The 23,468-nt window shown below is 62.6% G+C and carries 21 protein-coding genes; 7 read left to right on the top strand and 14 right to left on the bottom strand.

Annotation, left to right across the window (positions count from 1 at the left end; translation table 11 throughout):
• Positions 1-18: 18 nt before the first annotated feature.
• Positions 19-1,065 (bottom strand): 2-oxoacid:ferredoxin oxidoreductase subunit beta, encoded by a 1,047-nt coding sequence (locus G7A66_RS08190; RefSeq protein WP_174295189.1) that lies wholly within the window; start codon positions 1,063-1,065, stop codon positions 19-21.
• Complete coding sequence (locus G7A66_RS08185) at positions 1,062-3,020, bottom strand: 2-oxoacid:acceptor oxidoreductase subunit alpha (protein WP_174295227.1); 1,959 nt, start codon at positions 3,018-3,020, stop codon at positions 1,062-1,064. Before G7A66_RS08185 ends, G7A66_RS08190 begins: the two co-directional genes overlap by 4 nt.
• A gap of 194 nt (positions 3,021-3,214) precedes the next feature.
• Between G7A66_RS08185 and G7A66_RS08180 the strand changes: the two genes are divergently transcribed.
• Both G7A66_RS08180 and G7A66_RS08175 read left to right on the top strand, forming a co-directional pair.
• A complete protein-coding gene (locus G7A66_RS08180; RefSeq protein WP_174295188.1) occupies positions 3,215-4,171 on the top strand; it encodes an alpha/beta hydrolase in 957 nt (318 codons plus the stop codon).
• Entirely contained in the window at positions 4,168-4,641 is a 474-nt protein-coding gene (locus G7A66_RS08175; protein ID WP_174295187.1) for an RNA pyrophosphohydrolase, read from the top strand. Before G7A66_RS08180 ends, G7A66_RS08175 begins: the two co-directional genes overlap by 4 nt.
• A gap of 30 nt (positions 4,642-4,671) precedes the next feature.
• Here G7A66_RS08175 and G7A66_RS08170 read toward each other — a convergent pair whose 3' ends face one another.
• From G7A66_RS08170 to G7A66_RS08150, 5 genes are all read right to left on the bottom strand, one after another.
• Positions 4,672-5,175 carry a hypothetical protein gene (locus G7A66_RS08170; RefSeq protein ID WP_232366748.1) on the bottom strand — a complete coding sequence of 168 codons (504 nt, stop codon included), beginning with the start codon at positions 5,173-5,175 and terminating at the stop codon, positions 4,672-4,674.
• 58 nt (positions 5,176-5,233) lie between these two features.
• Positions 5,234-6,415 (bottom strand): RsmB/NOP family class I SAM-dependent RNA methyltransferase, encoded by a 1,182-nt coding sequence (locus G7A66_RS08165; RefSeq protein WP_174295185.1) that lies wholly within the window; start codon positions 6,413-6,415, stop codon positions 5,234-5,236.
• A gap of 21 nt (positions 6,416-6,436) precedes the next feature.
• Positions 6,437-7,891: an IMP dehydrogenase gene (guaB, locus tag G7A66_RS08160; RefSeq protein ID WP_174295184.1), complete on the bottom strand. Its 1,455-nt coding sequence runs from the start codon at positions 7,889-7,891 to the stop codon at positions 6,437-6,439.
• 101 nt (positions 7,892-7,992) lie between these two features.
• Positions 7,993-9,405, bottom strand: a complete 1,413-nt coding sequence (locus tag G7A66_RS08155) for a M28 family metallopeptidase (protein ID WP_174295183.1) — start codon at positions 9,403-9,405, stop codon at positions 7,993-7,995.
• A 109-nt stretch (positions 9,406-9,514) separates the two neighbouring features.
• Positions 9,515-10,270 carry a 3-hydroxybutyrate dehydrogenase gene (locus G7A66_RS08150; RefSeq protein WP_174295182.1) on the bottom strand — a complete coding sequence of 252 codons (756 nt, stop codon included), beginning with the start codon at positions 10,268-10,270 and terminating at the stop codon, positions 9,515-9,517.
• Positions 10,271-10,398: 128 nt separating this feature from the next.
• Between G7A66_RS08150 and ypfJ the strand changes: the two genes are divergently transcribed.
• The gene (gene ypfJ, locus G7A66_RS08145) at positions 10,399-11,265 is read left to right on the top strand and encodes a KPN_02809 family neutral zinc metallopeptidase (protein ID WP_174295181.1); all 867 of its coding nucleotides are present in this window, start codon (positions 10,399-10,401) and stop codon (positions 11,263-11,265) included.
• An 81-nt stretch (positions 11,266-11,346) separates the two neighbouring features.
• On the opposite strand, the gene sdhA is transcribed toward ypfJ, so the two are convergent.
• Genes sdhA through sdhC form a run of 3 tightly spaced genes read right to left on the bottom strand, consistent with a single transcriptional unit; the run spans position 11,347 to position 14,054 of the window.
• Entirely contained in the window at positions 11,347-13,215 is a 1,869-nt protein-coding gene (gene sdhA / locus G7A66_RS08140) for a succinate dehydrogenase flavoprotein subunit (RefSeq protein ID WP_174295180.1), read from the bottom strand.
• Complete coding sequence (gene sdhD, locus G7A66_RS08135; protein ID WP_174295179.1) at positions 13,215-13,631, bottom strand: succinate dehydrogenase, hydrophobic membrane anchor protein; 417 nt, start codon at positions 13,629-13,631, stop codon at positions 13,215-13,217. Before sdhD ends, sdhA begins: the two co-directional genes overlap by 1 nt.
• 42 nt (positions 13,632-13,673) lie before the next feature.
• On the bottom strand, positions 13,674-14,054 hold the full coding sequence (gene sdhC / locus G7A66_RS08130; protein ID WP_174295178.1) for a succinate dehydrogenase, cytochrome b556 subunit: 381 nt from the start codon (positions 14,052-14,054) through the stop codon (positions 13,674-13,676).
• Between the two features lie 148 nt (positions 14,055-14,202).
• On the opposite strand from sdhC, the gene G7A66_RS08125 reads away from it, so the two are divergent.
• The 3 genes from G7A66_RS08125 to G7A66_RS08115 are packed head-to-tail and all read left to right on the top strand — an operon-like array spanning position 14,203 to position 16,484.
• A complete protein-coding gene (locus tag G7A66_RS08125; RefSeq protein ID WP_174295177.1) occupies positions 14,203-14,913 on the top strand; it encodes an SDR family NAD(P)-dependent oxidoreductase in 711 nt (236 codons plus the stop codon).
• A 6-nt stretch (positions 14,914-14,919) separates the two neighbouring features.
• Positions 14,920-15,825, top strand: a complete 906-nt coding sequence (locus tag G7A66_RS08120) for a 50S ribosomal protein L11 methyltransferase (protein WP_174295176.1) — start codon at positions 14,920-14,922, stop codon at positions 15,823-15,825.
• Positions 15,798-16,484, top strand: a complete 687-nt coding sequence (locus G7A66_RS08115; RefSeq protein ID WP_332310520.1) for a TIGR02117 family protein — start codon at positions 15,798-15,800, stop codon at positions 16,482-16,484. Before G7A66_RS08120 ends, G7A66_RS08115 begins: the two co-directional genes overlap by 28 nt.
• On the opposite strand, the gene ligA is transcribed toward G7A66_RS08115, so the two are convergent.
• The 4 genes from ligA to proB all read right to left on the bottom strand — a co-directional run bounded on the left by ligA (position 16,481) and on the right by proB (position 22,387).
• Positions 16,481-18,562, bottom strand: a complete 2,082-nt coding sequence (ligA, locus tag G7A66_RS08110; RefSeq protein WP_174295175.1) for an NAD-dependent DNA ligase LigA — start codon at positions 18,560-18,562, stop codon at positions 16,481-16,483. The two genes, G7A66_RS08115 and ligA, sit on opposite strands and share 4 nt — an antisense overlap.
• Positions 18,559-20,223, bottom strand: coding sequence for a DNA repair protein RecN (gene recN / locus G7A66_RS08105; protein ID WP_174295174.1), 1,665 nt, complete (start codon positions 20,221-20,223; stop codon positions 18,559-18,561). The genes ligA and recN overlap by 4 nt, the downstream gene beginning before the upstream one ends.
• 88 nt (positions 20,224-20,311) lie before the next feature.
• Positions 20,312-21,151, bottom strand: a complete 840-nt coding sequence (locus G7A66_RS08100) for an outer membrane protein assembly factor BamD (protein WP_174295173.1) — start codon at positions 21,149-21,151, stop codon at positions 20,312-20,314.
• 72 nt (positions 21,152-21,223) lie between these two features.
• Positions 21,224-22,387 (bottom strand): glutamate 5-kinase, encoded by a 1,164-nt coding sequence (proB, locus tag G7A66_RS08095; RefSeq protein WP_174295172.1) that lies wholly within the window; start codon positions 22,385-22,387, stop codon positions 21,224-21,226.
• Between proB and G7A66_RS08090 the strand changes: the two genes are divergently transcribed.
• Positions 22,278-23,462: a pyrroline-5-carboxylate reductase family protein gene (locus G7A66_RS08090; RefSeq protein ID WP_332310519.1), complete on the top strand. Its 1,185-nt coding sequence runs from the start codon at positions 22,278-22,280 to the stop codon at positions 23,460-23,462. The two genes, proB and G7A66_RS08090, sit on opposite strands and share 110 nt — an antisense overlap.
• Positions 23,463-23,468: the final 6 nt, after the last annotated feature.

Here is a 23,468-nt window from a genome sequence, read left to right as displayed (position 1 = left end):
AGCGCGCTTGTGCAGCGATCAGATCGGGTCGGCTGCCGTGCCGTCCACCGTCCAGGTCTGCCCCTTCGCCAGCAGCTTGGCGAGGCTTGCTACCTTTCCTTCGCTGGCGCGGCGCCTTTCTTCGGCGACAGCGGCCTCGAAGGTAGGCCGCGGATCGTCATAGAGCACGCCCAAAGGCATTGGGAAGGGTCCGAAGGGCAGTTCGGCGAGCATATGGGCGATGATGCGATTGGTCACGTCGTGGACCACCACGCCAGCCGCCTGCCAGTCGTCATCCTCGACAGTGACAACCTTCAGGCCCGGACCCGCAGCGTCGAGAGCCAATCCCTTGACGCCGCCGGTCTTTTCCGACCCGAACAGCATGGGTTCGCCGTTCTCAAGCCATAGCTGCCGTTCCTCGGCACCCTTCGGCGCGGCAAAGTCGTCGAACACATCCTTGTTGTAGACGATGCAGTTCTGAAAGATCTCGATGAAGGCTGCGCCCTTGTGGGCGTGAGCTGCAACCAGCACGTCGGGTAGTTTCTTCGACACGTCAAACCCGCGGGCAACGAAGCGCGCACCCGATCCCAATGCAAAGGCGCAGGGGTTGGCAGGATGATCGACCGAACCGAGCGGGCTGGACGGACTGCGCGTCCCCTCGCGGCTGGTGGGCGACGCCTGCCCCTTGGTAAGGCCGTAAATCTCGTTGTTGAACAGCATGATCTGCATGTCCACATTCCGCCGCAGCACGTGCATCATGTGGTTGCCGCCGATGGACAGCCCGTCGCCGTCGCCCGTGACCAGCCACACGTCCAGATCCGGATTGGCGAGCTTGGCCCCGGTCGCCACCGCCGGTGCGCGGCCGTGGATCGTGTGGAAACCGTAGCTTTCGATGTAATAGGGGAACCGGCTCGAACAGCCGATGCCCGAAATGAACACGGTGTTGGCAGGATCGGCACCGATCTGCGGCAGGGTGCGCTGCACCGCCTTCAGAATGGCATAGTCGCCGCACCCGGGACACCAGCGTACTTCCTGGTCGGTTTCCCAATCCTTCAACGTGGTTTCGATCTTTACAGGAGCGTTCATGGGTTCATCGCCTCGGGGCTGGGAAGCTGCGTATCGTTGACGGGCACTTCGCCGCCTTCATTGCCGTCGATACCGTCGGAATACTTGCCGATCGCCGCTTCCAGTTCGGTGATGGAGAACGGCTGACCGCTCGTCTTGGTAAGCGGCCGGGCGTCCACCAGATATTGGTCGCGCAGAACGGTCTTGAATTGTCCGGTGTTCATTTCCGGCACCAGTACATTATCGTAGCTGCGCAGCAGATCGCCGAGGTTGGCAGGCAGCGGCCAGATATGACGAACGTGAATATGGCTCACGTCCATACCGGCCCGACGTGCCCTGCCGACAGCCTGGTGGATAGGCCCGAAGGTCGATCCCCAGCCGACTACCGCAAGCTTGCCCGACGTGGAGCCCAGCGCGACTTCCTGATCGGGTACGGTAACGCCGGAAATCTTTTCCGCACGTGCATCCGTCATCGCCTGATGATTGGCGGGGGAATAGTCGATGTGGCCGGTGCCCTGCGCCTTCTCGATACCGCCTATCCGGTGCATCAGGCCGGGTGTGCCGGGCTTGATCCACGGGCGTTTGCCGTTTTCATCGCGGGCGTAGGGCAGCAGTTCCTCACCTGCATTCTTCTCCTGCAGGAAGGTCGCGGGAAACGGCTCGAATTCAGCAGGATCCGGCACTTTCCACGGCTCCGCCGCATTGGCGATATAGCCATCCGTCAGCAGCATCACCGGAGTCATATATTGCACCGCGATGCGGCACGCTTCGATCGCGCATTCGAACGCGTCGGAGGGGCTGCGGGCTGCGATCACCGGCATCGGCGCATCGCCATTCCGGCCATAGACGGCCTGGTACAGATCGCTCTGCTCGGTCTTGGTCGGCAGGCCGGTGCTGGGGCCGCCGCGCTGTGAATTGACGATGACCAATGGCAGTTCGGTCATGATGGCGAGGCCCATCGCCTCGGTCTTCAAAGCAATACCGGGACCGGAGGACGAGGTGACGCCAAGTTGACCGGCATAGGACGCGCCGATCGCAGCACAGATCGCGGCGATCTCGTCCTCGGCCTGAAAGGTGGTGACGCCGAATTCCTTCAGGCGCGACAAATGGTGCAGGATCGCGCTCGCCGGGGTGATCGGATAGCCGCCGAAGAACATCGGCAGTTCGGCCAGCTGCGCACCGGCAACAAGGCCGAGCGAAATCGATTCCGCACCCGTTACGGTCTTGTAAAGGCCCGGCGCGCTTTCGACCGGCGGAACATGCACCTGCTTCAGAGGACCAGCGAGCTCCGCAGTCTCGCCATAGGCGTGACCGGCATCCAGCGCGGCGATATTCGCCTCCGCAATGTCGGGCTTGCTGCGAAACTTTTCCTTCAACCACTGGTGAATCGGTTCGCGCGGACGATCGAACATCCAAAGGGCAAGCCCCAGCGTCCACATGTTCTTCGACCGCAGCGCATCCTTGCGCCCGAGGCCGAAGGGCTTCACTGCCTCAACCGTCAGTTCGGAGATGTCGAAGGCCAGCAGATCCCATTTTGCAAGACTGCCATCTTCCAGCGGATTGCTGTCGTATTTTGCCTTGTCGAGGTTGCGCTTCGTGAACTCGCCCGTGTCCGCAATGATCAGCCCCCCCGGCTTCAGCGCGTCGAGGTTCACCTTCAGCGCCGCAGGGTTCATCGCGACAAGTACGTCGGGTGCGTCACCTGCCGTGTTGATGCGGCGGCTGCCGAAATTGATCTGGAAGGCCGAAACGCCGAACAAGGTGCCCTGCGGCGCCCGAATTTCCGCCGGAAAGTCAGGAAAGGTCGCAAGGTCGTTGCCAGCGAGCGCGGTGGACAGGGTGAACTGCCCGCCGGTCAACTGCATGCCGTCGCCGCTGTCGCCGGCGAAGCGAACGGTCACCGCATCGGGCGCTGAATCTTGCGATATATTCTGACCGGATGCATCCGGACGAGCTTCGGCAGCCTGGCTTGCCATGAAAATTCCTTGTCGTTCGCTGACCTTGTTCGGCAGCGCCATCAATAATGCGAATGCATACTTAGGCATCGCACCTATGCACGGCCACCCTGCGCCGCAATGAAGTTTTTCTCGGCCCCTTGCAAAATGTCGAGTGACAAAGATCACCCGCACCCTCTAGCTTGCCGCCCTTAACCATGGGAGTGCACGCGCGAATGTCCGATGAACAAGTCTTTGTCCGCGAGGATGTGCGCGCTTTTCTCCAGTTTCTCGAGGCTGCCGGGCGCCCGCCTTTGTCGGAGATGAGCCTCGAGGAAGCGCGCGCCTCCATGATGGCGACGCAGCATATTGCCGAGCGGGACGCGCGCGACCTTCCTGTCATTCGCGACCTGTCGTGCCCCGGACCTGCCGGTGACATTCCGCTTCGCCTTTACGATGCGGTGGCGGATCGGTCCGGCCCTTGCCCGGTCATCATGTTCTATCACGGCGGCGGTTTCGTCATTGGCGATATCGAGACTCATCACCGGCTCTGCACGCAGATCGCCGCTGAACTGGAACTGCCGGTCGTCTCGGTCGATTACCGGCTTGCGCCAGAAAACCCCTTTCCCGCAGCGCCTGACGATTGTGAGGCTGCGACGCGCTGGGTGGCGGATAGCCCGTCCGAGCTGCAATTGCAGGTCTCGGGGCTGATCCCCATGGGCGACAGTGCCGGCGGAAACCTCGCCATTGTGACGACGCAATCCCTGCTCGAGCAACCGGCGGCGGCGCCAGTGGTGATGCAGGTGCCGATCTATCCGCTGGCGGACGATATCAGCGTCACGCAATCCTTTGCCGATTTCGGCGAAGGCTATCTGCTCACCCGCGATGCCATGCAGTTTTTCACACGGTGCTACGCTCCGGCAGAGGGCGATCGCCGCAACACGCCGATACTGGCCGATCACGCCCCGACTCCCCCGACGATCGTGGCGACCGCCAGCCTCGACCCATTGCGCGATTCGGGGCGGAACTATGCCTGCGCATTGATCCAATCCGGCGTGGACGTTATCTATCTGGAAATGCGCGGGAACATTCATGGGTTCGTCAATCTTCGCAAGGCAATGCCGAGCGCGCATGACGACATGCAGGCGATCTTCGCGGCGATGAAACTGATGCTGGAGCGGCACGCAAGATGAGCGAACTCGGTTACCGCCCGTGCGTCGGCGTCATGCTGGTCAATGCCGATGGCCGCGCCTTCGTCGGCCGCCGCATCGACAATCGTGAAGGTGACTGGTGGCAGATGCCGCAGGGCGGCGTCGACGAAGGGGAAGATCTGAAAGAGGCCGCGTTGCGCGAATTGCACGAGGAAACCGGAGTTACTCCCGACAAGGTCACCATCCTGCGCAAGATGGATGAAGACATAGCCTATGATCTGCCCGAAGAATTGCAGGGCAAACTTTGGGGAGGTCGCTACCGTGGGCAGCGTCAGACCTGGTACCTGGCGCGATTCACCGGCGAGGACAGCGACATCGACCTCAACGCGCACGAACACCCCGAGTTCTGCGAATGGCAGTGGCTCGACCCCGAACAGCTGCCCGAGATGATCATCCCTTTCAAGAAGCGGGTGTATCGCAGCGTCCTCGAAGCATTCCGCGACATTGTTTGAGCATTCTGCCCGGACGATGAAGGCAGCGACTCAGTTCTGAATGATGATGGGATCGGGCAGCAGGCTCTCTGCCGTGACCATGCGCGGCTGCGCCCCTGTCTCGAGCCGCTCCGCCAGCGCCAGGGTTTCGGGACAGTTTGCCCCGCAATGCGATTCCAGCCGTGCCAGATTGCTGCGCGCCTTCTCTATCGCGCCCTTCTCGATCAATGCCTCGCCCTCGCCCGCAATTGCAGCGAAATTCCGGGGATCGCGAGCCTGAACCTCGCGGTAATATCGTATGGCCTTGCCCTGCAATTCCTGACGCCTCGCCGCATAGGCAAGATCCAGCAGGATCGGTGTATAGGCCGGGTCCACGGCGAAGGCCGCTTCGAACGCGTCCACGGCTTCCTGCGGCTCGCCGGCTTCCAGCGCGGCGCGCCCTTCGGCGATAAGCACGGCTGCGCGCGGATCGGCCTCGGGCTCGGCCCCTTGCCCGACGCTCGCATTCACCGCGATCAGCAGCGACAGGGCAGCGGCAATCGGGGCGTAACGCATGAGCTTGTCCTTCAGGTCTGATGGCGCGGGGGAGTTGGGTGAGGCCATTGGGACAAAGCTAACATGGCGAACATAGACATGCGATGAAAAATCCGTCCGTCCCGTCATGATATGGCGTCAGCCGTGTGCCGCCACCATGCATGCGGCCAAGAGGCAGTTCCGGCCGGGCAATCGTCCAGTCCTGATGCCTGCCGAGGAACGCTGCAACACGGTCGGATCCTTCAATGTCCAGCAGCGAACAGGTGATGTAGGTAATCCGCCCGCCCGGCCGGACCAGATCTGCAGCGATTTCCAGAAGCCTGTCCTGCGTATCGGCAAAGGCCAGCAATTGTTCGCGGTCGATGCGCCAGCGCGCTTCGGGGTTCCGCCGCCAGGTACCGGTGCCGGAGCAAGGCGCATCGACCAACACGCCGTCGGCCTTGCCGAGATGCGCGCCAAGTGCTTCGCGCTCCTTGCCGGGGTCGAGCAGCAGGGTCTCCACCATACCCGCACCTGCCCGCTCTGCACGGGGCAGAAGGCGGGAGAGGCGACCGAGGTCGGTGTCGCTCGCGATCAGCATGCCACGGTTCTGCATCGCGGCAGCCAGCGCCAGGGTCTTGCCGCCCGCGCCTGCACACAAATCGACTATGTGCTCGCCCGGCGCTGCCTGCATGGCGGAGCAGGCGATCTGGCTGCCGTGATCCTGAATTTCAATGAGGCCCTCGCGGTAGGCGTCCCATTGTTCGACCGACGTGCCTGCCGGCAGGCGCAGCGCGGCTGGCAGGTTCAACCGCTCGGCCGCGGCCGGCAGATCGAGCGCGTCCGGCTCCGCCTTGAGTGAATTCACGCGCAGATCCAGCGGTGCGCGGTCCAGCAGCGAGGTTGCTTCCTGCCCCGCAACGCCTGAGAGTTCCAGCCATTCGCGCAGCCATTCGGGCCCAATGCCGCCATCTGCCGGAACCTCGCGCTTGCCGATGGGGGGCGGGCCGTGCGGCGAACCGTCGAACAGCTCGGTCACGGCCTCGTCAATCGCAGCGAGGCGCAGCATGGCCGCACGCCCGGTACGCGGAACCGGTCCGCACGCCCGAATGGCGCGATAGACCAGTTCGCGCACAGCCCGGCGGTCCTTCGATCCGGCATAGCGACGGGCGCGGAAATAGTCCGCGATGATGCGATCCGCCGGCGCGCCGTTGTTCCGGGCCGCGTCCACGATCATGTCGAGCAACTCTATCGCGGCCTGCACCCGCGCGGCAGGCCTCACGACTGCACCCCTGCAAGGCTGTCAGCGCGTCGGATAATTCGGTGCCTCACGCGTGATCGCAACGTCGTGCACATGGCTTTCGGACAGGCCCGCCCCCGTGATCCGAACGAATTGCGCCCGCTCGCGAAGGTCCTTCAACGTCGCGGAACCGGTATAGCCCATCGCTGCTTTCACCCCGCCGACCAGCTGATGAACGACATCCTTCGCAGGCCCCTTGTAAGGCACCTGGCCTTCGATCCCTTCCGGCACCAGTTTCAGCTGCGAAACGTCCTGCTGGAAATAGCGGTCGGCGCTGCCCCGTGCCATCGCGCCGACACTGCCCATACCGCGATAGCTCTTGTAGCTGCGCCCTTGGTACAAAAAGGTCTCGCCCGGCGCTTCCTCGGTCCCGGCCAGAATTGACCCGATCATGACGCATGACGCACCGGCGGCAAGCGCCTTGGCGGCATCGCCGCTGGTCCGGAGACCACCGTCAGCAATGATCGGAACACCGAATTTCGCCGCTTCCTTCGCGCTGTCCATGATGGCCGTCAATTGCGGCACACCAACGCCGGCGACGACGCGCGTGGTGCAGATGGAACCCGGCCCGATCCCGACCTTCACTGCGTCGGCACCTGCGTCGATCAGCGAACGCGTCGCTTCAGCGGTTGCAACGTTACCGGCGACGATCTGTACAGAATTGGAGAGCTTCTTGGCCGCTTCCACCGCGCGGGCGACGTCCCGATTATGGCCATGCGCAGTGTCGATGATGACAACGTCCACCTCAGCCTCGATCAGCGCTCGCGTGCGTTCCAGGCCCTTCTCGCCAACCGTCGTCGCCGCAGCCACGCGCAGGCGGCCCGTCGCGTCCTTGGTCGCGCGCGGATAGGTGACCGCCTTCTCGATGTCCTTCACCGTGATGAGGCCGATGCAGCGGTAATCCTGATCCACCACGATCAGCTTCTCGATACGGCGCTGGTGCAACAGGCGGCGCGCTTCTTCCTGCCCGGTGCCGAGCGGGACCGTGGCGAGATTTTCGCTCGTCATCAATTCGCGTACCGGCTGGTGGGGATTGTCGGCAAAGCGGACATCGCGATTGGTCAGGATGCCCGCAAGCCGCCCGCCGCGATCGACAACCGGAATGCCGCTGATGCGGTGCTGCGCCATGATGGCTTGCGCCTCGCCCAGCGTGGCATCGGGGCCGATGGTGATGGGGTTGACGACCATGCCGCTTTCGAACCGCTTCACCGCGCGCACGGCCGCGCATTGCTCCTCGATTTCCAGATTGCGGTGCAAGACGCCGATGCCGCCCATCTGCGCCATCACGATCGCCATGTCGGCTTCCGTCACCGTGTCCATCGCTGCGGAGGCGATGGGAATGTTGAGGGCGATCTCGCGCGTCAGGAAGGTGCTGGTATCCGCCATGCTGGGCAGGATGTCGCTTTCGGCCGGACGCAGCAGAACGTCGTCAAAGGTAAGGCCGATCGGGATATCCATGGTGCCGCTTTCTGTCTGCGCGTATCTGGGGGATTCGTGCCCGTCCCTTAACCGTGCAGCCTGCATATCGCTAGGGGGCAATCGCCTGCGACGCGGACCGGTCAGTCTCCTGTCGCCACTGGCCATTGATCCGGATCTGCGAAATGGCGGACCAAGGCTTCGTGCAGCAGCAGATCCTGCGCCGCGCCGCCAAGTTCCAGGCCTTCCGCCTCATCGGACGGGCTGTGGTAATGCTGATCGATATAGTCGCGCAGGACGGCACTGTCCCCGAAAGCGCTGGTCACCATGACAGCCGGAACGCCGCCCTGCAGCAACGCCCAGCCATCCTGCCTCTTGAGGTATTCGCTGGCAAAATCATCATTGCCCGGCTGACGCCCAGCTTTGACGATCAGGCTCGCGATTACATCGTCGAGCGGAGTCATGCCCTTGCCAATCACTGCAACAGGCGCATCGCGCGGCGCACCTGCCACCGTATCCAGATTGAATGCCGCGACGATGGTGTCGAGCGGTACCGGCGGGTCGCGCAAAAAGGCGCGGGCGCCGAGCAAGCCCCATTCCTCGGCCGTGGTGGCAAGAAAATACACGTCTCGTTCCAGCGGTGGCCCGCTGGCAAGCTTGCGTGCGAGTTCCGTCAGCACAGCAAGGCCGCTGGCATTGTCTATGGCGCCGTTGCAGATCTGGTCGGTCGGCGACTGCGGCGCGCATATGCCGAAATGGTCCCAATGGGCGAGCACCAGAACCGCGCCTTTTTCAGGATCCTTGCCAGGCAGGCGAGCTATCAGATTATGTGTAAGTACATCAGCCGGGGCAGACACGGCCTCCAGCGTCACTGTCGCTCCGGTTTGCTGCGGCCTGAAACCGGGGGACTTGGCAGCCGATTGCCAGCGCCGCCACCTTTCAGGGCCCACAATCCGTGCCATGGCTCCTGCCGAGACGAAACCGTCCAGTCGGTCCTCGCCTTCTCCATCCAGCCGGTATGCGCCTTCGTTCCGCATCTCGGCAATCTGAGCGAGAGCAGGTTTGTCGGCCACTACCGACAGCACGGCGACGGCTCCGCCATCGAACAGCGCCTGGCGCTGTTCAAGGCTGCCAGCATGGTCGGCCAGCATCACGGCCACCCTGCCGGCCAGCGCGCCTGCCGGAAACTCCGCCGTCTGCCCTACAAACAGGACGCGCGCATCGCTGGTGAGACCGCGAAGGCCGCTGGTAAAAATGCGGACCTCGTCCTCGCAAACCTCGACATAGCGCCTGTTACGGCGGAAATTCGCCGTGCTGACCTCAGGTTTCGCAAGGTTGAGCCTGACGGGTGCGAACCACGGATTCGCCGGATCGTTCGTTCCGGATCTCAACCCGATGGACTGCCACTCTCGGGCAAGATAACTCAGGGTCTTCGCCTCGCCCGGTGTGCCGGGCCTGCGCCCTTCGAAAGCATCGCTGGCAAGTGTGCCGATATGCCGCGCAAGGGCTGCTTCATCCTTGCTTTCCGCTGACGCAGTCTGCGAAGCTGGCGTCATTCGCCCTGTACGATCCGGCGCGGCGGTGCAGGCGCCGAGAGCAGCCGCAAGCGCTCCCGCAGTCAGCAGGCGAACAGCTGATCGGCTGGCCGGAATTCTGGTGAAATGCCTATTCAGCGGTCCACCCGCCATCGATGCTGTAGTTCGATCCTGTAATGTTGCCCGCTTCTTCCCGGCACAGGAAGGCCGCCAGTGCGCCAACCTCTTCAGGCTGCACGAAACGCTTGGTCGGCTGCTTGGCGAGCAGCACATCGTTGATGACTTCATCTCTGCTGAGCCCGCGACTTTTCATCGTGTCGGGTATCTGCCCCTCCACCAGCGGCGTCCAGACGTAGCCGGGACTGATGCAATTCACCGTCACGCCGGACTGCGCCACTTCCAGAGCAACCGTCTTCGTCAGCCCGGCAAGCCCGTGCTTGGCGGCGACATAGGCGCTCTTGAATGGCGATGCCGCCAGGGAATGTGCGCTGGCCGTGTTGATGATCCTGCCCCAGTTTTCCCGCTTCATGTGCGGAATTGCGAGCCGTGTCGTGTGAAACGCCGCCGTGAGATTGAGCGCGATGATCGCGTCCCATTTCGCCGGGGCAAAATCCTCCACGGGTGCGACATGCTGCATGCCTGCATTGTTGACGAGGATGTCGATTTCGCCTGCCTGTTCCATCAGGCTTTCCGCTCCCTCGCAGGTCATCAGGTCGGCGTCGATGTGCCGTGCGTCCATCTCGTCGCACAGGGTAGCGATAGAGGCCTCATCCCCGAAGCCGTTCAGGACGACTATCGCACCCTCCTTGTGAAGGGCGCGCGCGATAGCGAGGCCGATGCCCGAGGTGGAACCGGTGACGAGGGCGGTGCGCCCGGAAAGGAACATATGGCACTCCAGAAGGTTCGGACTTGAACGGCTAAGGAACGCCGCATTGCCTTGCTATGTTCCTTCGGTGAAAAAAATGCAAATGGCGCTGCCCGGCCTAAGCGAAACAGGGCGGACAGGGGGAAATCATGAGGCTAAATCCGTTCAATCCCGGCAGTGTAAACGTCAGGCGCGGCGGCGGAGGCCGCTTTCCCGGTGGCGGAGGCGGCAAGATCGGCTGCGGAACGCTGGTGATCGCCTTGATCGGTGCAGTCGTGTTCGGCCTCGACCCGATGCAGACCATCGGCATGGTCGAAGGAACGCAAACTGCGCCGCCTGCGCGGCAGGTCAGCAACGAGAGCGCGGCGGAGATTTGCGACGACAACAGCTATTCGGTGGAAAGCTGCAATGCCCTGGGATCGCTGAACGAAACATGGCAACCTTTATTCCAGCAGGCGGGCATTTCCTTCTCGCAACCGACCCTCACCTTTCTCGGCGGAGGGACCGAGAACACGGGCTGCGGCAGGGCGTCGAGCGCAATGGGCCCGTTCTATTGCCCGGCTGACCAGGGCATCTATATCGACACGGCCTTTTACGACCAGTTGAGCCGGGAAATGGGAGCGAGAGGCGATTTCGCGCGGTACTACGTCATGGCACACGAATATGGTCATCATGTTCAGAACCTGACCGGCCTCGCCGACCAGATTCGCAGCGCTCAGTCGCAGCAGCCACAGGCTGCCAACCAGCTGCAGGTCCGAATGGAACTGCAGGCCGATTGCTACGCCGGCGTATGGGCCGGACGTAATCGCAATCTGATCGAACCGGGCGATCTGGAGGAAGGGCTTACCGCCGCCAGCGCGATCGGCGACGATACCTTGCAGCGGGGCGCGGGACGCCGGGTCGATCCGGAAAGCTTCACGCACGGATCCAGCGAGCAGCGAATGCGCTGGCTGCGGGTCGGATTGCAGACCGGTGACGAAGATCAATGCGACACCTTCGCCGATCTGCGTCAGTGAGCCGTCAGGATTGGTCATAAAAGAGGGGCGGAAAAGGCATCTGCCCTTCCCGCCCCATCTGTCTGTCGCCCGAAGGTCGGATCAGTAAACCCGCTTCTTGGGTTTGATATAGTCGATATCGTCCGTGAGCGTATATTCATGCACCGGGCGATAGTCGATCTTCACGTCACCGCCCTTGCCGCCCCAACCTTCGAACCACGCAACCGTGTGCTTCATCCAGTTCGCGTCATCGCGCTGAGGGAAGTCCTCATGAGCATGTGCGCCGCGGCTTTCCTTGCGATTTTCCGCCGAAGCCATGGTCACGACCGCCTGCGACATCAGATTGTCGAGTTCCAGCGTTTCGACAAGGTCGGAATTCCAGATCAGCGACTTGTCCGCAACGCTGACATCCTCAAGCTTCTTGTTCGTATCGCGCAGCAGCGACACGCCTTCGGCCATGAGCTTGCTGTCGCGGAAAACGGCGGCGTGGCGCTGCATCGTCTTCTGCATTTCGGCGCGGATCGCAGCCGTCGGCGTTCCGCCCTTGTTGAAACGGAAGTGGTCGAGCCTCTCGAGCGCCATGTCCGCGCTGTCCGATCGCAGCGAATCATGCGACGAATGCGGCTTGATCTGTTCCTTGAGGCGGTGACCGGTCGCACGGCCGAACACAACGAGATCGATCAGCGAATTGGAGCCTAGCCGGTTGGCGCCATGCACGGACACGCAGGCGGCCTCGCCCACGGCGAACAGGCCGGGGACCACCGTTTCAGGGTTACCATCCTTGCCGATGGTTACGACTTCGCCATGATAATTGGTCGGGATACCACCCATGTTGTAATGCACGGTCGGCGTCACCGGCAGCGGCTGGCGCGTCAGATCGACACCTGCGAAAATCTTGCCGCTTTCGGTGATGCCCGGAAGCCGGTCGGCAAGCACCTTGGGATCGATGTGATCGAGGTGCAGATAGATGTGGTCGTTTTCAGGCCCGACGCCGCGCCCTTCACGCATTTCCAGCGCCATGGAGCGCGACACGACATCGCGGCTGGCGAGGTCCTTGGCCGACGGGGCATAGCGTTCCATGAAACGCTCGCCTTCGGAGTTGGTCAGATAACCGCCCTCGCCGCGCGCGCCTTCGGTAATGAGGACGCCCGCGCCGTAGATGCCGGTCGGATGAAACTGGACGAACTCCATGTCCTGCAGCGGCAAACCGGCGCGCAGGACCATGCCGCCGCCGTCGCCGGTGCAGGTATGGGCGCTCGTCGCCGTATAATAGCAGCGGCCGTAGCCGCCGGTTGCCAGCACGACCGAATGCGCGCGGAAACGGTGAATGGACCCATCGTCCATGCAAAGCGCGATGACACCACGGCAACGCCCGTCCTCCATGATGAGGTCGATGGCAAAATATTCGATGAAGAAGTCGGCATCGTACTTCAGGCTCTGCTGATACAGGGCATGCAGCATGGCGTGGCCGGTGCGGTCGGCCGCGGCGCAGGTGCGCTGCACCGGCGGGCCTTCGCCCATATTCTGCATATGGCCGCCGAAGGGACGCTGGTAGATGGTCCCATTCTCATTGCGCGAAAACGGCACACCGGCATGTTCAAGCTCGTAAACGGCCTGCGGGGCTTCGCGCACAAGATATTCGATGGCGTCCTGATCGCCTAGCCAGTCGGAGCCCTTCACCGTGTCGAACATGTGCCACGACCAGTGATCCGGCGTGTTGTTGCCAAGGCTCGCCGCAATACCGCCCTGCGCCGCAACGGTATGGGAGCGGGTGGGAAAAACCTTCGAGATATTCGCTGTCTTCAATCCGGCTTCGGCACTGCCCATGGTCGCACGCAGACCGGAACCGCCAGCGCCGACCACGACAACGTCATAGGTGTGATCCACGATGGCATAGGCTGGTTGATTGGTGCCGCCGTTCTTGAAATCCTTGGGTGTGGTGTCGGGTGTCTGGGGGGACGGGTTAGCCATTAGAGAGTTCCTGCAAGCGCGATGCGGGCAATGCTGAACAGGCCGAAACCGGCACCCGCGATGATAGCGATGTTGAGCAGCGCCTTCGCTGCGAATTTGTTGCCGGCATCATCGACATAGTCTTCGATCAGGACGGAGAGACCGAGCCGAGCGTGCCAGAAGGTGGACACGATCAGCAAAGCGAGGGCGAATGCTGGCAGCAGATCGGATAGCCAGGCGTGGACGGTCAGATAGGAATAGTCCGGCAGCAGGATGAACGAGATCAGCAGGAACGACACGGCCATCAGATTGCCGATGGCGGTGAAGCGTTGTTGCAGCCAGTGGCCCGCCCCTTCATGCGCGGCGCCGAGACCGCGGACATTGCCGATCGCCGTGCCCTTGGCACCGGCATTCTGGAGCGGAGTATTCCTGTCCATCATCTTTTCCTTAAGTCAGATCGTTCGCAATGCGGCCGCGTTTCAGGTCAGCAGGATCGCTATCCAGAACAGGATCGTGAGGGCGACACCTATGATCGGCGTGGCGACGGACCACCTGCGGTTTGTATCGAGTTCATAACCCGCACCCAGATCGAGGACGAAGTGCCGGATGCCCGACGACATGTGATTGAAGAACGCCCATGACAGCAGGACCAGCACTATGATGCCGATGGGCGATCCCATAATTGCAAGAAAATCCGCATAGGCAAGCGGACCGGATGCGAGCGAACCAAGCCACCAAAGAAGAATGCCGAACCCGACTGTGGCCATGCCGTCGCCGGTCGCCCTGTGCAGGATGGAAACCAGCATGTGCGGGCCCCATTTCCAGATCGAAAGATGCGGGGAGAGCGGGCGTCCTGCCATCGTTGAAATCCTGCCTGTCGATTGCTTGCGCGAAGTCGTCGCTTGTGGGCCTCTTAGCGCAATGGACATATGAGGCAAGCTGCAGCTTTCAAGCGTTCTACCCCGAGAATGCTCGACATCAGACGTCAAAATCCCGATGGTGCGCGACATGAAAACAATCCTTCTTACCGGATCGAGCCGCGGGATCGGTGCTGCCAGCCGCAAGGCGCTGGAGGCACGCGGCGCCACAGTCATCGGCCATGCGACGACGCGGGTAGATCAGCAAACCGTAGCGGCAGATTTCACCAAGGCAGATGCGCCCGACCATCTCTGGACCACCGCCCTCGCCCGAGCCGAAGGACAAGTGGACGTACTGGTCAGCAACGCCGGACTGTTCCGCCCCAACCCCATCGATGCGCCGGACGCAGACTGGCTGGATGCTTGGGAAGAAACGCTGCGGATCAATCTTACCGCCAGCGCCCGCCTCTGCCGACTCGCGATCCGCCACTGGCAGGACCGCGGCATTGCTGGCCGCATCGTCCACGTGGCAAGCCGGGCCGGTCATCGCGGCGATTCGCCTTCGCATTGGCATTATGCGGCCTCCAAGGGCGGAATGCTCGCCCTGCACAAGACCATTGCCCGCGCCTATGCGAGCGAAAACATTACCAGCTTCGCCGTAGCGCCGGGGTTCACGGACACGGCGATGGCCGGCGATTACCTCGAAAGCAGGGGAGGACCGGCCCTCTTGGCGGACATTCCTCTTGGCCGCGTGGCCGAACCGGAGGAAGTTGCCAGCATCATCACCTATTGCGCGCTCGATGCGCCTGGCAGCATGACCGGCGCAACGCTGGATGTGAACGGCGCCAGCTATGTTCGTTGATGCGGCATGAGCTGGAAGATCGTCGCTCACGCTGAAAAGAGAGCGGTTCAGGCCGCCCTGCTGCGGCATGAAGACCTGGAAGATTGGGACGCGGAAATCGTACTCTCCGGGCACGAGCGCGCCGAGGATACACCGCAGGAATGGATCTTGGAAGCCTATCTGCCGCGCAAGCCGCGTCGGGGAGACCTGGCGTTGATCGCGAACCTGTTCGACGATGCGGCGCCTGAAATCACCAGCGAAGCCATTGCGGATCAGGATTGGGTGACTCTCAGCCAGCAGGCGACCCCGCCGATCCACGCTGGCCGTTTCGTGGTGCGGACCCCCGATTACCCTGCCAGCGAGCAGCCCGGTGCTGTCGAATTCATCATTCCCGCAAGTCAGGCGTTTGGCACCGGGCAGCACGAGACGACCGCAGGCTGTCTCACCATGCTCGACCAAATGAAGCGGAACGGCATTGTCGCCCGCAATTTGATCGACATCGGGACCGGCACCGGTCTGCTCGGTTTCGCGGCGATGTCCCTGTGGTCACGGGCCCTTTCCACCGCCAGCGATATCGATCCGATTTGCGAGGGCGTCGTGCGCGACAATGCGGCGCTGAACGGCGTCACGCTTGGCTCAGGGGCAAGCGCGATGTTGATGGTGACTGCTCCCGGCCTAGACCATTCCGCCCTTCAGGTCCGCGCGCCATATGATCTGGTCATCGCAAATATTCTTGCCGGTCCGCTGGTCGAACTTGCTCCCGACATTGCCGACGCAACAGCGCCTTCCGGCAATGTCCTGCTTGCGGGCCTTTTGCAGACGCAGGAGATGACGGTGCGCAGGGCCTATCGCCGTGCCGGGTTCCGGCTGGCAGCGCGTCTCGTCAAAGGTGATTGGTCGATCCTGTGGCTGCGAAAACGCAACCTGCCCTGATTGCGGTGCTGAAGGGGCTGCGATGGGCCGCCTTGGCGGTGGTCGGCGCGATCATGCTGTTCCTGCTGGCGGCATGGATCGGATCTTCCATTCCGCGCAATCCTGACTGGCGAGAATCGACAAGCGGCGTCGAGATCATGGTCGAAACCAACGGCGTGCATACGGCCATCGTCATGCCGCTGGTCAACCGTCACAAGGACTGGCGGGAGGATTTCCCTGCCTCCGACCTACAGACGCCCGGCCGCCCTTATACCCATCTGTCCATCAGCTGGGGCGAGCGTGAAGTTTTCCTCAATACTCCGCAATGGACCGATCTGCGCCTTGTGACCGCGTTCAACGCACTCACGGGCGGTGAAGGCCTGCTGCATGCGGCGCATTACGTCAGACCTGCTCAAGGACCTGACAACCGCTCCATGCGCATCAGCGAAGAAGAATACCGGCAACTGGTCCGACGCATCGAGATGCAGGTGAGACCCGATGCACTGCGCGTGGTTCATCCCGGATATGCGGATTACGACGTGTTCTACGACGCGCCCGGCACATACCACATCGCCAACAGCTGCAATCAATGGACCAGCGACACTTTGGCCGCTGCGGGGATCAGGACGGGATTGTGGACGCCGTTCGCAGGCGGTGTGATGAAGTGGGTGCCGCGCTAGGGGCTTGGCTTGCCGCTCGCTTCGGCCACCATGGCGACCCACTCTGCCTCCTCCATCGTGGCGATGCCGAGTTCCTGCGCTTTCTTCAGCTTGGACCCTGCGCCCGGTCCGGCCACCACCAGATCGGTTTTCGCGCTGACGGTCCCGGCCGCTTTCGCGCCCAGCTTCTCAGCCTGCGCCTTTGCCTCGTCGCGGCTGATCGTTTCCAGCTTGCCGGTGAAAACGACGGTCTTGCCCGAGACGGCGCTTTCCAGGGTGGTGATCTCGAAACGCGGCGGATCGAGTTCGTCCAGCAGGTCGTCCCAGACGGCGACATTGTGATCTTCGTGGAAAAAATCGCCCAGCGCCTTCACCACGACCGGGCCGACGCCGTCGATTGCAGTGAGGGCAGCGATCGCGTCCTCATCTCCTGCCTGCGCCTTCTGCGCCGCTTCGCGCAGTGCTGGCAAAGTGTGCAAATGCCGCAGCAGGTCGCGCGCGGTGACGATGCCGACATGACGGATACCGAGGCCGAAGAGGAGCCGTGCCGCGTCGGGCCGCCGGCGTTCTTCCACAGATGTTAACAGCCTGTCCACAGATTTGTCCTGCCAGCCCTCGAGCGCGAGAATATCGGCGCGCCGAGCCTTCAGGCGGAAGATGTCAGCCGGGCTCTCGAGCCATCCGAGGGCGAAGAACTGGTCTATTGTCTTTTCGCCCAGGCCATCGATGTCGAGTGCGCCTCTGCTGACGAAATGCTTCAGCCGTTCCGTGCGCTGGGCAGGACAGACGAGTCCTCCGGTGCAGCGAACATCGACCTCTCCTTCTTCAGCCACGGCTTCGCTGCCGCATTCGGGGCAGTGATCGGGGAAGTCGAACGCCCGGCGATCAGCATCGGGGCTGAGATTGGCGACGAGTTGCGGAATGACATCGCCTGCCCGCTGCACCTGCACCCTGTCACCCGGCCGTACGCCGAGGCGCTCGATCTCGTCCCTGTTGTGCAGAGTCACATTCGTGACCGTAACCCCGCCCACCAGCACTGGCGCTAGCCTGCCGACCGGAGTCAGCTTGCCCGTGCGACCGACCTGTATGTCGATGGCCTCGAGCGTCGTCTCCGCGCGCTCAGCCGGGAATTTGCGGGCGAGCGCCCAACGCGGGGCTTTTGCCACGAAGCCGAGCCGTTCCTGCCAGTCCAGCCGGTCGACCTTGAAGACGACGCCGTCGATCTCGTAACCGAGCGAGGCGCGGCGCTCACCGATGCCCGCGAATGCCTCCAGCATCTCCTGCGTCCCGGAGCACAGGGTAAGATCGGGCGAGACCGGGAAACCCCAATCCCTGATTGCCTGCATCGTCGCATATTGCGTTGCGGCAGGCACCTCGCTCGCTGCACCCCAGCCATGCGCCCAAAAACGCAAGGGGCGTTTCGCCGTGACCGCCGCATCCTTCTGCCGAAGCGACCCGGCGGCAGCGTTGCGCGGATTGGCGAAGATCTTCTCTCCCGCTGCCTGCTGCGCTTCATTCATCGCGGCAAAAGCGGCCGTTTCCATGTAAACTTCGCCGCGAACCTCGAAAACATCGGGAACATCACCTTCGATCTGCTGGGGAATGTCAGCGATAGACGCGACATTGGCCGTGACATTCTCACCCACCTGTCCATCACCGCGCGTGGCAGCCATGACCAGCCGTCCTTTTTCATAGCGCAACGAGCAGGAAAGACCGTCGATCTTGTCCTCGGCCGTGAAGGAAATCGGTTCATCTTCATCGAGGGCGAGGAACCGCCGCACTCTTGCGACGAATTCCAGTACTTCCTCGTCGGAAAAGGCGTTATCGAGGCTCATCATCCGCACTTCATGCGGCACCTTGGAGAGAGGCGAAGCGACGACATCATGGCCCACCGCGACCGACGGCGAATCGGTGCGGACCAGATGCGGGAAAGCCTTCTCCAGCGCCTCGTTTCGGCGGGTCAGCGCATCATATTCCTGGTCGCTGATCTCCGGCGCATCTTCGGCGTGGTAGAGCCGGTTGTGATGCGCGATCTGCCGCGCCAGCCGCATCAATTCGTTGGCGGCCTCCGCTTCGCTCAGATCGTCCATTTCACTCATGCCCGTTCGAGCAGCCGGTCCGCCTGGGCCCGGGCTTCCGTCGTGATTTCCGCACCGGAAAGCATCCGGGCGATCTCCTCCTTGCGTCCCGCAGCGTCCAGCGCAGCGACGGACGTTCGCGTCACCGTGCCGGAGGAGGATTTGGCGATGAAATAATGCTCTGTCCCGCGCGCGGCCACTTGCGGGCTGTGGGTGACGGCCAGCAATTGCCCGCCGGATGCCAACCGCGCCAGCCGTTCGCCAATCGCGCTTGCCACGGCACCGCCGACACCGCGGTCGATTTCGTCAAAAATCACCGTCGCAGCCCCGCCCTGCTCCGCCAGAGCAACCTTCAGGGCAAGAATGAAGCGCGACAATTCACCGCCGCTGGCAATCTTGCCGAGCGGCGCGAAATCGGCGCCGGGATTGGTGGCAATCAGAAATTCCACCGTGTCCATGCCATCCGGCCCCCAGCGTCCGGGCGGCAGTTCGGCAACATCGGTTCGGAAACGAGCCGCGTCGAGCTTCAGCGGGGCCAGTTCCGCCGCCACCGCCTTGTCCAGCCGCCTGGCTGCCGCGACGCGCTTCTCGTGAAGCCTTGCGGCCTTGCCTCGATAAGCCTCATGAGCGGAATGTGCCGCCTGCTCCAGCGTGCCCAGCCCCGCCTCGCCGCTTTCGATGGCGTCGAGCTTCGCCCGCATTTCGCGCATCTGTGCGGGCAGATCGTCTACCTGGCAATCGTGCTTCCGAGCCAGGGCGCGCAATTCGAAAAGTCTTGTCTCGATCCGGTCCAGTTCAGCCGGCTCGAACTCCAGCGCCTCTGCCGCCGCCGACAGCTTTTCCTCAGCCTCTCCCGCTTCGATCACTGCCCGGTCGAGCGCTGCGAGCGCTTCGGCGAGCAGAGCATGTTCCGGAGCAATCCGGTCCAGCCGCCGCGCGGCACCACGCATCGTGGCGAGCGCCGAGTCGGAGCCGTCCCAGAGATGCCGCAAGTCTTCCAGATCGCCGGAGAGTTTCTCACCCTTCTGCATGTCGGCGCGGCGCAGGGCGAGCGTCTCTTCTTCGCCCTCCACCGGCTCCAGCCTGGTCAATTCCTCCAGATGCGCGAGCAGAAGGTCCTGATCGGCGCGGGCCTGATCCATTTCCGCCCGCGCGGCGTCGAGCGCTGCCTGCGCGCCGCGCCATTGACGATAAGCGGCCTCCACATGCGTGACATCGGAACCTGCAAAACGGTCAAGCAGGATGCGATGGCCGCGCGGGTTGACCAGGCCGCGGTCGTCATGCTGGCCATGCAGCTCCACCAATGCGCCCGCCATGTCGCGGAGCAGGGCGACTCCGACCGGCTGATCGTTCACGAACGCCTTGCTGCCGCCATCCGCCTTCAATTGACGCCGCAGGATGATCGGCTCGCCCGGCTCGACCTCGATGTCCGCCTCCTCCAGCACGGAGGCGATTGCCGGTGGCAAGATGTCGAAATCGAAACTGGCGGTAACGCTCGCCTTCTCCGCGCCTGCTCTCACCAGGCCGGTTTCTGCCCGGTTGCCGAGGACCAGACCAAGCGCGTCCAGCAGGATGGATTTGCCCGCACCCGTTTCGCCGGTCAGCACGCCCAACCCACGCGTGAAGGCAAGGTCGAGCGCCTCGATCAGGACTATGTTGCGGATGGAAAGCCGGGTGAGCATCGCTGCCGCTGTCTAGCGCAGCTTCAGGCGCGCGTCACCGTTTGTTGTCGAGGCATCTGTCAGGATGCGCGAGAGCATGGACCGACGGTCAGCCGCCGATCAGGCTTGGCGCTTCGTCCTGAACAAGATCATAGGCCTTCTCGTACCACTCATTGCCAGGGTAATTAGTACCGAGCACAGCGGCATACTTCTTCGCTTCGGACGGAATGCCGAGCGCGAGGCTGGTCTCCGTCAGGCGATACAGCGCTTCCGGCGCATGGCTCGTGGTCTGAAAATTGTCGATCACGTTCTGGAAGCGAATCTGCGCCGCTGTCCAGCGACCGGCCCGCTCGTAATAGCGGCCGATTTCCATTTCCTTGCCCGCCAGATGATCCTCGACAAGGTCCAGCTTCAGACGCGCGTCGGCAGCGTATTCCGTCGTCGGAAAACGGCGATCGACTTCGCGAAGCGCCGTTCGCGCCTGATCCGTCACACGCTGGTCGCGGGTCACGTCGCTGATCTGCTCGTAGTAGGACAGAGCAATCAGGTAATAGGCGTAGGGCGCATCCTTGTTGCCGGGATGGATCGACAGGAAGCGCTGCGCACTCTGGATCGCCTTGTTGTAATCGCGGCCGGAATAATAAGCGAAGGCGCTCATCAACTGTGCGCGGCGAGCCCAAGGCGAATAGGGATGCTGGCGCTCGACCTCGTCGAACAGGGCGGCAGCGAGCGGAGCATTACCAGTATCGAGACGGCGCTTGGCCTCGCTGTAGAGCGTTTCCACGTCACGCGCGACGTAGGCCGTATCGCGCTCCGCCGAACCTGAACTGCACCCGCCGAGCAGCAGGGAAACAGCTGCCAGGCTCAGCGCGGTGCGCCCCGCCGTCGTACGGAATGCGGCGACACGGCTGAACAACGGGCGGGAGGAGAAACGCGATGTGATCTGCATGCGCCGCCTATAGCCCTGCCCACGCTGAACGCAAAGTGAAGTTGCGTCGGACTCTCGCCCGAAATTTGCCGCTCAGGGAAGCCCGCCCTCGTTCTTCATGAACCCCTCGGGCGCCTGCCATGTCAGATGCTTCTCTTCCAGCAATACAAGGTTTTCAGGACGCACCAGTTCGGCATGCGTCTTGTAGCCGAGCAACTGTTCGGCTCCGACATCCAGATTATTGATCAGTGTGCGGGCTTCTTCGGAAGTATATTCGGTCAGGCCGCGGGCAAGTTCCTTCCCCTCACGGTCGTAGATATGCAGCACGTCACCGCGCGTATAGTCGCCATCGAGCGAAAGAACGTCCTGGCGCCGAACGCCCGACCCGTCGCCCAGCGAGCTCGCCGCATCATCCGATATCACGATGCTTCCTGCCATTTGCAGGCGATCTGCAAGCCAGGTGGTCCAGACCGAACCGGGATTTTCGAAAGCCGTGCATCTGGTGCAGCGGCGAGTGCCGCGAATGATGGAAACCAGCGGGTTTTCCGCCTCGCCATTCGCGATATAGGTGGTGCAACCCGCATTCTGGGCCATGTTCGCAGCCTTCAGCTTCGTCAGCATACCGCCGGTGCCGAGAGTGCTTTTCCCCGTCGTGGCATCAAGATATTCGCTCACATCCGACACTTCCTCCACCAGCCTGGCGCCGGGTTCGTCAGGATGGCGATCGTAAAGTCCGTCGACTTCGGTGAGGATCACGAAATCGTCCGCTTCGACCATCTGCGCGATCTTGGCGGCCAGACGGTCGTTGTCGCCAACGCGGATCTCTTCCGTCGTGATGGTGTCGTTCTCGTTCACGATCGGCACGATTTCTGACCGCAACAGGCGGTGAATGGTGTTCTTGGTGTTCAGAAAACGGCGATGGTCCTCGAAATCGCCAAGCGTCAGAAGGATCTGCGCGATGTCATAGCCATATTCATGCGCGATCTGCTTGTAGGCGTTCAGCAGCAGGGGCATCCCGCAAGCGGCGGCGGCCTGCTTGTCGGCAAGCCCCGCATCTTCTGGGGTTGATCCCACGATGTTCAGACCCAGCGCGACCGAACCCGAGCTGCAGATGATGACCTCATAGCCATCGTTCCTGAGCGTCGCGATGTCGGATAGCAGGCGTTGCAGAAATCCGAAACGGGGGGTCAGCAGCTCGGTATTGGCAAGCAGGCTTGAGCCGATCTTGACGACGAGACGCTTCTTCTTGTTCGGCACGCGAAATCCTTTCTGGCGCGTAATCTGGCGCGGGCGGTTGCAATCGGGAAACGGTCATCTAGGTTTATATGGTGCAGCGCACAACCGCCAGACCGGGGTTTTGCCGAGGCTGCTGCGGTTGTCACAGCCTGTTCCGGACCTTTCGCCACGCCCCGTGCGTTTGGCTGGAAGGACCGGAAATCCAGGCTTTACGGCTTCGGTCGCGATCATGCTCGAGGAGCCTTTCGCGAACAGGTCGGCCGACAGGAAAAACAATTACAGGGGTAACGCCATCACAAACAAATTTCGAAAGATCCTGCTGATCGGCTGCGGAAAGATGGGGGGCGCTTTGCTCGGGCATTGGGCACGCGGCGACGACAGTTTCACAATCGCCGATCCCTTTCTCGAAACGGCGCCCGAAGGCGTTCGCCTGGTGTCGGGCCGCGAGCAACTGGATGGAGAGACTTTCGACACCGTCATCGTCGCGATCAAGCCGCAGCAGATCGACGAAGTGCTGCCCCTCTACGCCGAGAGCATCGCCGATGATGGCTACGTGATGTCGATAGCGGCGGGTGCGTCGATCCAGCGCCTGAAGAACGCCGCCGGGGATCGCCCCGTAATCCGCGTCATGCCAAACCTGCCTGCCGCCATCGGGCAATGCGTTGCGGGGCTTTGCGCCAGCGACGATGCAACACCTGAACAGGTCGCCCATGCCGATGCAATGATGCAGCGCGCGGGCACGTCCGTCACCGTGGATAGCGAGGATATGCTCGACCGGGTTACGGCAGTAGCCGGGTCCGGGCCGGGCTACGTGTTCGAGATCGCCCGCGCCTATGTCGCTGCGGCCATGGACCTGGGTTTCGAAGAGAAGGATGCCCGCGAGATGGTTCTCGGCACGATGGCCGGGACCGTGGCCATGGCGAAGGGCAGCGACCAGCCGCTGGAAGAGCTGCGAAATTCCGTCACCAGCAAGAACGGCACCACGCATGCCGGGCTACAGGCCCTGAACGGCGATGGCGATGGTGACGGCGAATTGTCGCGCCTGCTCGGTGACACGCTGCAAGCCGCATACGACCGGGCCGTGGAATTGCGCTAATCTCTG

It is taken from the genome of Alteripontixanthobacter muriae, from assembly GCF_013336795.1.
Taxonomy (GTDB): domain Bacteria; phylum Pseudomonadota; class Alphaproteobacteria; order Sphingomonadales; family Sphingomonadaceae; genus Pseudopontixanthobacter; species Pseudopontixanthobacter muriae.
Note: the sequence above shows the minus strand (reverse complement) of the source record. Positions and strands in the feature narration are given on the sequence as shown.